Origin of the sequence: Psychroserpens sp., from assembly GCF_045105015.1 — a bacterium.
Lineage (GTDB): Bacteria > Bacteroidota > Bacteroidia > Flavobacteriales > Flavobacteriaceae > Psychroserpens.
Genome location: NZ_JBGCCX010000177.1, coordinates 1 through 12404 on the forward strand (window position 1 = coordinate 1; position 12404 = coordinate 12404).

A 12404-nucleotide genomic window follows, 5' to 3' on the forward strand; every position below is an offset into this window, starting at 1 on the left:
TATAAAAATGAAGCAAAAAAGATAACAGTAAAAATCCCGAAGACTGAGACTGCAATAATTTTATCTCTTACAACACGTGTATATCTTGATATTCTTGTTATAATTAGATATAAAAATAAGACTAAAGCCAATAAAACAGTAGCATTTGAACCATCTAAGCCTCCAATATTAAAATCTAAAAAATTGATATTCCCAATTTTAGATAATGGATCGTTTATTAAATATAAAAATCCTCCCAATGAAGATAATGCTATTAAAACCTTATCTACTGTTGTAAAAGGGTTTAATTTTTCAACTACATTAGTTTCGTGCTCTTTTGGGCTTTCTTCATTTATATTTTGTGGTAGCTCCACTTCATGAACTCTAGAAGGACGCTCTCCAATTTGACCAAATAATTCTCTAGCCAAATAAAACTGAATTAAACCTAAAAGCATAAAAATACCTGCCAATCCAAACCCATAACTCCATCCTACATTTTCTGCTAAGTAACCACAAAGCATCATTCCGAAGAATGCACCAGCATTAACTCCCATATAATAGATGGTATAAGCACCATCTTTTTTTGACTCTTTCCCTTTATACATTTCAGAAATCATATAGGTCATATTTGGCTTAAAAAAACCAGTACCAATAATTAATAATGCTAAACCTAAATATAAAGACCAAGGTGTTTCAATAACCATAGCTGCATGGCCTAGCATCATAATAAAACAACCTATAATAATCGCCCATTTATAGCCTGTGTACTTATCAGCTAACCAACCACCAACAATGGGAGTTAAATATAACAGCGAACCGTAAGTTCCAATAAGTGAAAGCGCATGTTCTCTAGGCCAATCCCAGCCTGGATTATCACTTAAAAGTGGAGCAGTAAGAAAAAGGACTAGTAAGATTCGCATTCCATAGAATGAGAAACGCTCCCACATTTCAGTAAAGAAAATTACAAACAGTCCAGCAGGATGTCCAATGACTTTGTCTTTAAATAGGTTTTCGATATCAGTATTCATAAAATAGAGAGTTTAGTTAAAACAATAAACCCTTGTAAATGCTTTTACAAGGGTTTGTTATTATATATAATTATTAGTTATTATCAGAATCAGCGAGCTCGAATCCTTCAGCTTCGTCAGTATGAATTAAACGTTCATTATCTTCAGCGCCATGTGTTAGACGTTTTAAAGGTTTTAGTAATGCGATAACCAGTAAACCAAAAGCGACAGTAAAAATAACAATACCAGTAAAAATAGTGTATTCACCAAAATGCTCAGATTTTTCACCTAAAATCCCAGCAACCTTACCTCCTAATCCTGTCGCAGCAAAATATAATCCCATCATTAAAGAAGCATATTTAACTGGCGCTAATTTTGTAACAAAAGATAGAGAAACAGGAGAAGAACACAATTCACCGATAGTATGAAATAAATAGGCTAAAACTAACCATTGCATTCCTGAGCTTCCATTAGCATCATATTCTCTAACAGCAAAAATCATGAACACAAAACCTAGACCCATGATAATAGTTCCAGTAGCCATTTTGAACAATGAAGAAGCTTCTTTATTCTTCAGTTTACGCTTAGCCCAAATATTGGCTATCCAAACTGCTAATAGAATAATAAACCCAGCATTTAATCCTTGAAACATTGGTGTAGGTATCAAATATCCAAATAACATTCTATCCGTTTTAGTTTCAGTATAAACACTCATTAATCCTCCGGCTTGTTCAAAAGCTCCCCAAAACACAATAACTAATAAAAAAGAAAGTAATAATACTAAGAAACGATCTTTTAATACTTGAGTTTCTAAGCTTTTAAAAATCATCATTAATAATCCAACTACAAATGAGAGAAAGATGAATAATGCGCCGTAACCCCAATGATCAACACCTTCAAATGTAAAGCCTGCGTATAGAGATAGTGCTATTAAAATTATGAAAATTATTAGTTGAACTGGAGATTTAAAAATATTTGAAAATATTTTTTCTAATGAAATATCATTTTTCTTTTCTTCAACTGTAGGTTTATTTCCAACATGGTTAATATATTTTTGTCCCCAAACATATACTATTAAGCCAAATACCATTGCAATTCCTGCTAATCCAAAACCAGCATGCCAACCCCATTGTGCTACGACAATTCCAATAATAGATGTTGCTAATAAAGACCCTAAGTTAATACCTATATAAAAAATACTAAATCCTTTATCACGTCTAATATCTCCTTTTTTATATAGTCCTCCAACCATTGTAGAGATGTTAGGCTTCAAACAACCAACTCCTAAAATAATTAGAGCCAAACCAGTAAAGAAAGCCCAATCTGCTTCTATTGCTAAAGTACCATGTCCTAGACACAATATAATTGCTCCAAGCATGACAGTTCGTCTCTGCCCTAAAACCTTATCTGCTAAAATACCTCCTGGTATTGATATCACATAAACCAACATAACATACCAGCCATATAATTGATACGCTTCAAGTTTCGTCCAGCCTAAACCAGGACCATCTGCATGATTAGCTTGGGCTATCATATAGATAACTAATAGTGCTCGCATTCCATAATATGAAAAGCGTTCCCACATTTCAGTAAAAAAAAGAACATATAATCCAATTGGATGTCCCCAAAGTTCTCTTTGGTTAGGTTTAAGTGTTGTCGATGACATAAAAATTAGTGTTAGTTAGTATTTTTCTGTTCTTGAAATCACATCAAGAATCGCGCTATTTTTTGATAAAAATATGTCAAGTTTACTAAAAATTAAGCAAAAAACCCTAACTATTAACAGTTAAATGTGCAATACTGATAACTCTAAAGAGAATTACAGACAAGAATAGTATCTTTGTATACTTAAATTCAAGTTAATGCATAAAACGATTTCTGGCTTTTCTAAATTATCAAAATCTGAAAAAATTGATTGGATTGTTGAGACGCACTTTTCAAATAGCACTAATGCTAAAAGCATTTTGATGCAATATTGGAATAAAAATGATAAACTTCAGCAACTGCACGATGAATTTATAGAAAATACTATTACCAACTACTATCTTCCTTTTGGGGTTGCACCAAACTTTTTAATTAACGGGAAAACTTATACAATACCAATGGCTATTGAAGAAAGTTCCGTCGTTGCCGCAGCAAGTAAAGCTGCAAAATTCTGGTATGATCGTGGTGGTTTTAAAGCTAGAGTCATCTCTACTACAAAAATTGGTCAAGTCCATTTTACTTATAATGGAAGCACTAATGATTTAACTCTCTTTTTTAATGGGATAAAATCTAAATTTTTTGAAGACACCGAGACTATTACCAAGAGTATGAAAAAACGTGGTGGTGGTATACTAGATATTGAGCTTAAAAACAAAACTAAAGATCTCAAAAGTTACTATCAGCTTCATGCAACGTTCGAAACTGTTGATGCTATGGGTGCAAATTTTATCAATAGTTGCTTAGAGCAATTTGCATCTACTCTCAAACGTGAATCAGAAGGATCTTTAGAAGGCGATTTAAATGTAGTAATGAGTATTTTGTCAAACTATGTACCAAACTGTCTTGTTAAAGCAGAAGTAAGTTGTAAAGTTGAAGAACTAACTGAAAACCCAAACATAGCTCCCGAAGATTTCGCTGAAAAATTTATTCAAGCAGTTAAAATTGCAGAGATAGAACCTTACCGAGCAGTAACTCACAATAAAGGCATCATGAATGGTATTGATGCAGTTGTTTTAGCTACAGGAAATGACTTTAGAGCTGTAGAAGCTGGCATTCATGCTTATGCTTCAAAAAACGGTAAGTATACAAGCCTAACACATGCTGAAGTCACTAATGGTGTATTTAAATTTTGGATGGAAATTCCCTTAGCACTTGGAACTGTAGGAGGACTGACCAGTTTACATCCTTTGGTAAAACTAGCTTTAGAAATGCTTGACAAGCCTTCAGCTAAAGAATTAATGCAAATTGTGGCTGTTGCTGGATTAGCTCAAAACTTTGGAGCGTTACGGTCTTTAACAACAACTGGTATTCAAGAAGGACATATGAAAATGCATTTAATGAATATTTTGAATCAGTTTGAGGCTTCTTCAGAAGAAAAAGAAAAACTAATAGCACATTTTAAAACCAATACAGTTACACACAGTGCTGTTGTTGAAGCCATTAAAGCCTTAAGATAACCAGTGAAACACAATCACAGTCACGGAAAATTATTACTTACAGGTGAATACCTAGTACTTGATGGTGCTCTATCTTTAGCAGTACCAACTAGATTTGGCCAAAGCTTAATAATCAAGCCTACTGAAGAGCCAATGCTTTTATGGAAGAGTTTTGACGACAACAAAAAACTTTGGTTTGAAGGCACATTTAAAATTAAAAATAATGAGATTCTGAAGCAAATTCAAAATGATGATTCTATTTCTAATCGATTAGTTCAAATATTAAATGCTGCAAAAAGTCTCAATCCTATGTTTTTGAATAAAAGTCAAGGCTATGAAGTTATAACTCACCTTGAGTTTCCAAAAAATTGGGGTTTGGGTACCTCTTCTACTTTAATCAACAATATTGCGCAATGGGCAAATATTGATCCGTATGAATTACTCGAATTAACTTTTGGTGGTAGTGGTTATGATGTTGCTTGTGCCGAGGCTGAAGGAGCATTAACTTATCAGATTAATCATAATGAAATCCTTAACCAAGTTAAGCATGACAAAAAAAGAGAAATCAAAACTGTAAACTTCAATCCGTCATTTAAAAGCCACTTATATTTTGTGTATTTAAATCAGAAACAAAATAGTAGAGATGGTATTGCGCAGTATAGATTAAATACTTCTGATTTAACTAAAGACATAGAAGCTGTTACTAGTATTACGCAAGACATGATTGCTTGTAATTCGTTAGAACAATTCCAAAAACTAATGAATCGTCATGAACAGATTGTTTCAAAAATCATCAATCAAAAACCTATTAAAACACAATTGTTTGGTGACTTTAATGGAAGCATAAAAAGTCTAGGTGCTTGGGGTGGTGATTTTGTTCTAGTCGCTTCAAAGTATAATCCAACTAGCTATTTTAACAGCAAAGGATATTCAACGGTTATCGCTTACCATCAAATGGTTTTAAAATAGAAAAAGCTCCACAATAGCGGAGCTTTTTCTATTTATATTCAAATAAATGTACTAGAAAAATCTAGCTCTATTATCTTCCATATTTGCAGTTTCTTCTAAAGCATTAAACACTTTAGTTTGGGCAGCATTAGTTCTAGTGGTGCTTAAACGATTAGCAATAGCTTGGTAATTATCTAATGTAGTTGTTTCGTTTACCTTAGTAACTTCTACTACGTACACACCTTTATTCCCAACAATTGGTTTAGATACTCCACCTTGTTCTAATCCGAAAGCAGCACCAACAACCTTTGGCTCTGCGCCAGCTCCAGATAATGTTGGGTTTTTCATATTTACAGCTGATGCTCTGCTAGAAGCTTTACCTTGATTTTTTGCAATCTCTGCAACAGTAGTTCCAGTAATGCCATCTATAATCATATCTGCCTTTTTTGCATTTCTAATCTCAGTAAGAACTGTAGCTGAAGCACTCTCAGCATCCATTAATCCTTTTTTAGATGCCTTAACAACTTGCACTACTGCATAACCACCACTAGGAATTGAAAAACGTCTGTAGTCTCCTACTTTAGTTCCATCTTCAAAAGCCCAACGTACAATTGCTCTTTGACTTCCAAGACCTGGTATGTTTTCATCAAGAACTTTAATTCCATTAACAGGTTTTACAGTTAATTCTCTCGATTTAGCTGCTTCTTGATAATCTTCTTTTTGTAAAGCCAATTCAAATTTAGAAGCTTCAGTAAATGTAGCATCAATTGTTTTTTCTGATGGCTCTATCTTACGTGCTATTGTAGCAACTTTTATAGCTCTAGACTTATTCTTTTGATCTAATATTTCGATGATATGAAAACCGAAAACAGTTTTAACTACTCCAATATCACCAACATTATTTTGGAATTCAAAATCACTAAAAGGCTTTACCATTTGAGTAATTGGGTGAAAATCATACTCACCTCCATTAGCAACACTTCCTTGATCAGATGAGAATTCAGTCACTAATTCAGGGAATTTAGAAGCATTATTAGTCACAACAGTTTTAATACTATCTGCTAATGCTCTTGCGTCTTCAAGAGTTCTAGTTACATCTGGCTGCGCGCTTTGAGCACCAATATGAGGAATTAAGATATGTCTTACTTTAACTGAATCTGGTAATTGTTTTTCAGCAACTACTTTAGATAACTTATAGTATCCGTTGTCCTTGTATGGACCGTAAATCCCACCAACAGGAGTATTATTAATTGTATCTGCCGCAACTTTAGGCAGTTGAGATTTAGTTACAAATGCATCATTATAAGTAATATCTGAATTAGAGTTGACAAAGTTTTCAATATCTTTTGTATTTCTTAAACCAATAATTGTATCTGTATTGTTGGTTGTTTCATTGAAAACTGCTTGATTATCTAATAATTTGATCAAATCAGCTTTAAGGTTATTTTCATCTTCAACACTTGCTACTTCTTTAAACTCAACAAAACTGATATCTCTAGAAGCTTCAACTTCATACTTATCTTTATGTTCACTTATATATTTAGTAATATCTGCTTTAGAAACCTCAACTAAGCTATCTGCGATAGAAGTAAAAGGCACTTGCACATAGTTTAAATCTCTTGTTGCATTTTCTAACATATAATCTACTTCAGCTTCACCTAAAGTTGCATTAACTCCTGATTTAACCATTGCATAATAGGCTCTTTCTTGCGCACCTAAGGCGATATTGTTTTCAGTAGTTACCCATTGTTGATAGTTTATTTGAAATGTTCCTAAAGGAGCACTTTGTCCGTTAAGAGCTTTAAGGTTATTTACAAACTCAGTAAGTTTGTTTTCATCAAAAACACCTTCTTCATTTTGAAGTTCTGGATAACTAGAGAAACTTTGCTTAAGTAAATCTTTCATTTGATCTTGTTCAACACTTAAACCAAGATTATCAAATTGAGATGCCATGATCGCTTTTCTAACTTCTTGATCATAAACTCTATTCATTGCTTGAGTTGACGTTGAATTTGGACCTAACTGATTTTGCATTTGTTCAACTCTATTCATGAAGTCTGTTCTATTAATGTTTGTACCATTTACGGTAGCAACCACATCTTGAGAACCTCCAAAAAGAGCATCACTATTTCTAAACAAATCGGTAAGTACAAATGAGAACAATGCTAGTGCAATGATTAGGATCAAAAACAAAGAACGTTGTCTAATTTTATTTAAAACTGCCATTTTATGTATATTTTATCTAATAATAAGTGGGCGAAAATACCATTTTCTATCAAATAATAAAAGTAGAATTATGTTTTTATTACTTAAATAATAAGGCTAATCGATGACTTTAGATGAGCGTCAAATTTAATCGGTTAAATACTGACTATTAATATTTTGGATTTGAGCATCTAATCAACTTCAATAATATGCAGTTCTACTACATCAATTTTGGTAGAAGACACTTCTAATATTTTAAATCTAAAAGCACCAACAGTTACTATATCGCCTTCTTGTGGAATTTCTTCGGCTTCGTCAACAATTAAACCACCAAGTGTTTCGTAGTTTTCCCCTTCAGGAAGGTCTAATTTGTAAGTTTCATTGATATAGTCAACTTCTAATCGAGCAGAAAACATGAAGTGATCATCATCATTTTTTTGTTCAGTTAATTCAACACTATCATGTTCATCTTCAATTTCACCAAAAAGTTCTTCCACGATATCTTCAACAGTCATGATACCAGCAGTTCCACCATATTCATCAATAACAACTGCAATACTTTTTCGCTTTTTAGTAAGAATATTAAGCACATCTTTAACCAACATGGTTGCTGGCACAAAAACAACAGGCAATGTAATAGCCTTTATTGATTTGGGCTTTTTAAATAACTCAAACGAATGCACATATCCCAAAATATCATCAATCGAGTCTTGATATACCAATATTTTGGATAATCCGCTATCGATGAACATTGTGCTTATCTTTTTGATAGATTCTTTAACATCTACAGCAATAATCTCTGTACGAGGCACCATAACTTCTCGAGCTTTAACATCGGAAAACTCTAAGGCATTTTGAAAGATTTGAATTTCACTATCAACCTCATCATGTTCTTCAACTGATTGCATTTGCTCTGTAATATAATTTCCTAGTTCTACTTTTGTCATTGCTAATTGAATATCATCACCATTAGTTTTAAAAATTGTTTTCAAAACTCTATCTGAAATCCAGATCACAAAAGATGATAAAAACCAAAATAACAGGTAAAACAAATACGCAGGAAATGCGAAAATTTTTAAAAATGAATTCGCATAAATTTGAAAAAAAACTTTTGGTAAAAACTCGGCTGTAATCAAAATCACAGCTGTGGAAATAACTGTTTGTGTAAGCAGATTTAACTCATCAAACAAATAGTTAATAATCTGATAATCTGATGGAAGTTTAGATTCAAACCAATCTACCAAAACATCTCCCATTACAAAACCATACAATACCAATGCAATGTTATTACCAATAAGCATTGTGGCAATAAACTTAGAAGGTTTTGCTGTTAAACGAGTTAAGATTCTAGCAAGAAAATCACCTTGCTTTTTTTCGATCTCAATATGAATTTTATTTGACGAAACATAAGCAATTTCCATACCTGAGAAAAAGGCAGAGAGGAGTAACATTAAAATAATGACAAGGATGCTTGAGTCCATACTTATTTAGTATTCTTGTCGTCGAATTTTTTTCTAAAACGTTTTCTAAAGAAAAACATAAATATTGATAAGGCAGCAAAAACAAAAGAAATAATAGATCTATTTGATCCATCATTCCAACTTACAATACCATCATACATAAATAGTACTGCGAAAAAAAGATATACGTATTGAAAAAATTGAAGTAGCTTCATTTGAAATGTGAATGTTTGCTACAAAGATAGAGATGTTTTACTAAACTATTGATCTTTTAAAAGCATATCACCACTTCCTTCAAGAATCGTGTAATTTTTGAATTTAGTGTCAGAGTCAAAAATATTTCCTCGACCACTATTAGAAGTTACAGATTTTAATCTCACTTCTTGATTTGTGAATAACCATTCTTTTTTTTGATCATAATATAATTGCTCTGCAAAAAGACTGTCATTTTGAGGAGTGATAAGGATCACATTTCCTTGTAAATCGATTAAATCAGTCTTATTATACACGATTGCATAATCTGCTAGGATGACATTCTTCTCTCCATTTTCATCATAAAGTGATAAGTGTACACCATCTGGGAATTCTGAAAAAGAAAAGCTTCTATTAGAATAATCTAACATTTTAGGGCTCTTCAAATTTGCTATTACTTTGCCATTAATATCTTCAGCTTCGGTATATTTTAAATCGATATTTTTTGCTTCTCCAATGGGCTGGTTTTGCAGTATTCCAATTTGCTGAACTTCTTTAAAATTGTTTTTACATGAAAAAAACATAGTCACAACAATTGCTGTGACTATGTATATATTTATATGTAAAAACTTTGTTTTCATTTATAGATTAGGAACTTTTACACTTCCTCCAATCCAGCAACCAATAGTAATTGTTGTTCCTGCATTACCTGCTTCAAAAATTTCAGATTTAGTTGGCGCATTAGCGTTATATGAATTAGCGGCTTGTTGTGCTGCTTTTTTCATATTTGGATCTACTCTACCAGCTTTTAAAGCTTCTTGAGCAGCATACCAGAACACGGCTCTTTTATTAAAGTTTGTATCGCCACATTTGTTTGCACTTTTAGCATACATAGATGCAATTTGTAAGTGAGGTGTTCCGTCTGAAGGATTCAACTTTAAGGCTTCTCTGTAATACTTTCTAGCAGCACCATAACTACCTCTTTTCTTATAACCATTAGCAATTTTCTTTGCTAATCGCCCTTTTTTGAATACATCAGTCTCTAACTCATAAGCTTGCTTGATGTAATTATCACCTTCACTATTTTTACCTTGTTTGTAAAGTATTGTAGCAACAAAATATTTAGTATCTGCTGAAGGTGCTGTTGCGTCATATGCTTTTACCAACTCAACATATAATGGATCATCAGTACATTCTTTATTATACATTCTACTTACAGCTCTTTTTAACCAAACAGCATCATTTTTGTAAGTTGGAAAGTCTTTCTGATACAATGGAATTAAATTTTCACAATTTGCTAATTGCCCAAGGTACGTATCTAAACTTCCAGAGATTTTATCGTTTGCTTCAAGTGACTTTTGGTAAAATGTTTTATATTTTTTTTCGTTTTTACTTAAAGCTGTTCCTGCTTCTTCCTTCTCAATAATCTTATTTAGCTTAGCTGTATAATTTGCATTAATCGTTTCTAATTGCTCAGAAACATCATCGTATTTATTGAAAACATCTTGAATAGGTGCTTGTTCTGCTTTAAACAAATCAACAATTTTAGTAAAATAAACATACAAGCCTTTAGCACTTGTAAAGTTTTTCAAGTCTTGAGTATAAGCTTTGTCAAAGGCATTATAAATTTGTTGATTTGTTAAGCTCATTTCTTTTTGGTTATCATACATCAACAACCCTTTATCTGAAAGAACTTCTCCTAAATCATATTTACTTGGATACAATTCCATTCCTGTATCCCAGACAAGCATCATATCAGTAATAAAATCTAATTTTTCTTGACCTGTAGAATTTTTAATTTTATGCTTTAGGATTTTTTCTCCGTAGGCATATATTGCATAACTAAACTTTGGACACTTATTTCTTACTTTCATCCAAGGTTCGTAAGCTTCGTCATATTTTTTACTCTTAACGAAATCACTCATCATCGTTAAGTTAAGCATGCACTCTTCATCTTGTTGCGCAAAACCAATGTTTACTGTTAAGAATAAAGAAGCTAATATTAAAATAATTCTCGTTTTCATTGTATTCATTTTACGTTAGTTATATTTTCTTTTTTCAAACCATCTATCATTTAGAGATAAACTAAGTTGGAAATTCACAAAATTTTCTTGAATCAAATTTTGGTTGGTTGTTCCTCGTCTTCCGACTTCTAATCCAAGGTTAGCATTTGAAAACCATTTCCCAACTGGTAAACCAACTCCAAAAGATATGCCAAACTCATTTATTTGCTCATTATTTATCTCTAAACCGGTGTTCTCAAAATGCACTCCAGCCCTGTAAGTTGCTCTTTTCCAGTAGCTAGAAAAAGAATTGTAATCAGGCACAAAGAAACCTCCTAAAGAAATATTAGACGCATCAACAAAATTAGCATTGTCAATACTAACAATTGGATTAGAAAATTCACTCGTATTTTGATAAGTATACTCTAGTCCTAAAAACCATTTTCTTGGAGCACCAATTCCAGCTCCGAAAGATAATCTAGAAGGCAAAGTTAAGTCTGTCATGTCTAGGCCCAAAGCAGCTAAATCAGCATCAATAGAGTTAACAACATTTTCTTGTCCACTTTGAGCATTAGTAACAATTGAAGCAAACGAACGTGTATTTCTTGAAGTTATATCACTCTGAGGAGAATATGTCAAACCGGATTGCAGTTCAAGTTTCTCATTTATCATTGTTTTATAAGTTAATCCAATGTTAAGATTCAGACCACTCAACTCAGATCTAGTTTGTTCTCTTGATTGATAGAGTATTGGATTCCCTTGATTATCGTAAAGATACTCTACTGCAGTATTCTCTATAGCTCCAAAATTATAATTGACATCAACTCCTAAACTAAGCTTATCAGTGATTCGATATCCCAATCCCAAAAAAGCTTTATTTAAACCACCTTCTCCTCTATACCTGTTAGCAATCTCATTGCTGGCATTTACATTCTCTAGTTTATATCCTACAGAGGTATAAGGCAATATTCCCAACCCAAAGCCTAACTTATCTCCTAATGGCATTGACATAGCCATGTAATCGACTGTGGTAGTGCTTGTTTTTTCACTACCGGAATTTGCTTTTAAATTTATACTATTGTGACTTGCCGCAATTGAAAATTTTACTGGTCGATTTTCATCATTAAACACTTTTAAATTCGGACTAACATAAGCTGCAGGATTTCTTAAGTTTACATGAATACTATCTGTGTAAATACTCAATCCACCCATGCTTCTATTTTCTACAGTTCCTTTAAATTTTAAAGACCCTATTCCATAAAAAGAATATGGAGAAGCTGTACCTTCTTGAGCATTGAGTTGTAATGCAAAAAAAGCAACGAAAACTATTACAAGTTTTTTTATCATTATTGTGAGTTATATTCTAAAATAAAATTCAAACCTTCTAAAAGAAAATTTGAATTCGCAAATATGCCATTTTTTAATTGTTTAGACAAGAAATTGGTATCACCACCTGTTAAAATAACTGTT

At 32.4% G+C, this 12404-nt stretch carries 9 protein-coding genes and 1 pseudogene; 2 read left to right on the forward strand and 8 right to left on the reverse strand.

What is annotated here, in order from left to right; genetic code table 11:
• Positions 1 to 1007 (reverse strand): peptide MFS transporter (locus AB8B90_RS13475; protein WP_405337881.1); only part of this gene is annotated, 1007 nt, incomplete at its 3' end.
• Positions 1008 to 1080: 73 nt separating this feature from the next.
• Positions 1081 to 2652 carry a peptide MFS transporter gene (locus tag AB8B90_RS13480; RefSeq protein ID WP_405337884.1) on the reverse strand — a complete coding sequence of 524 codons (1572 nt, stop codon included), beginning with the start codon at positions 2650 to 2652 and terminating at the stop codon, positions 1081 to 1083.
• Positions 2653 to 2848: 196 nt separating this feature from the next.
• On the opposite strand from AB8B90_RS13480, the gene AB8B90_RS13485 reads away from it, so the two are divergent.
• The gene (locus AB8B90_RS13485) at positions 2849 to 4147 is read left to right on the forward strand and encodes a hydroxymethylglutaryl-CoA reductase, degradative (RefSeq protein WP_405337887.1); all 1299 of its coding nucleotides are present in this window, start codon (positions 2849 to 2851) and stop codon (positions 4145 to 4147) included.
• A 3-nt stretch (positions 4148 to 4150) separates the two neighbouring features.
• Positions 4151 to 5095 carry a GYDIA family GHMP kinase gene (locus tag AB8B90_RS13490; protein ID WP_405337890.1) on the forward strand — a complete coding sequence of 315 codons (945 nt, stop codon included), beginning with the start codon at positions 4151 to 4153 and terminating at the stop codon, positions 5093 to 5095.
• Positions 5096 to 5146: 51 nt separating this feature from the next.
• On the opposite strand, the gene AB8B90_RS13495 is transcribed toward AB8B90_RS13490, so the two are convergent.
• The 6 genes and pseudogenes from AB8B90_RS13495 to AB8B90_RS13520 form a co-directional block, all read right to left on the reverse strand.
• Complete coding sequence (locus tag AB8B90_RS13495) at positions 5147 to 7300, reverse strand: SurA N-terminal domain-containing protein (RefSeq protein ID WP_405337893.1); 2154 nt, start codon at positions 7298 to 7300, stop codon at positions 5147 to 5149.
• A gap of 170 nt (positions 7301 to 7470) precedes the next feature.
• Entirely contained in the window at positions 7471 to 8760 is a 1290-nt protein-coding gene (locus tag AB8B90_RS13500; RefSeq protein ID WP_405337896.1) for a hemolysin family protein, read from the reverse strand.
• Positions 8761 to 8999: 239 nt separating this feature from the next.
• Complete coding sequence (gene lptC, locus AB8B90_RS13505) at positions 9000 to 9572, reverse strand: LPS export ABC transporter periplasmic protein LptC (RefSeq protein ID WP_405337899.1); 573 nt, start codon at positions 9570 to 9572, stop codon at positions 9000 to 9002.
• A complete protein-coding gene (locus AB8B90_RS13510) occupies positions 9573 to 10955 on the reverse strand; it encodes a tetratricopeptide repeat protein (protein WP_405337901.1) in 1383 nt (460 codons plus the stop codon).
• A gap of 15 nt (positions 10956 to 10970) precedes the next feature.
• On the reverse strand, positions 10971 to 12281 hold the full coding sequence (locus AB8B90_RS13515; RefSeq protein WP_405337904.1) for an OmpP1/FadL family transporter: 1311 nt from the start codon (positions 12279 to 12281) through the stop codon (positions 10971 to 10973).
• Positions 12281 to 12404: pseudogene (locus AB8B90_RS13520) on the reverse strand (pantothenate kinase); the annotation flags it as partial. The gene AB8B90_RS13515 and the pseudogene AB8B90_RS13520, both read right to left, overlap by 1 nt.

Bases quoted from the DNA above. Each gene is read 5' to 3' on its own strand.
- AB8B90_RS13480 (WP_405337884.1), bottom strand. From the start codon at position 2,652: ATGTCATCGACAACACTTAAACCTAACCAAAGAGAACTTTGGGGACAT.
- AB8B90_RS13485 (WP_405337887.1), top strand. From the start codon at position 2,849: ATGCATAAAACGATTTCTGGCTTTTCTAAATTATCAAAATCTGAAAAA.
- AB8B90_RS13495 (WP_405337893.1), bottom strand. From the start codon at position 7,300: ATGGCAGTTTTAAATAAAATTAGACAACGTTCTTTGTTTTTGATCCTA.
- AB8B90_RS13500 (WP_405337896.1), bottom strand. From the start codon at position 8,760: ATGGACTCAAGCATCCTTGTCATTATTTTAATGTTACTCCTCTCTGCC.
- lptC (WP_405337899.1), bottom strand. From the start codon at position 9,572: ATGAAAACAAAGTTTTTACATATAAATATATACATAGTCACAGCAATT.
- AB8B90_RS13510 (WP_405337901.1), bottom strand. From the start codon at position 10,955: ATGAAAACGAGAATTATTTTAATATTAGCTTCTTTATTCTTAACAGTA.
- AB8B90_RS13515 (WP_405337904.1), bottom strand. From the start codon at position 12,281: ATGATAAAAAAACTTGTAATAGTTTTCGTTGCTTTTTTTGCATTACAA.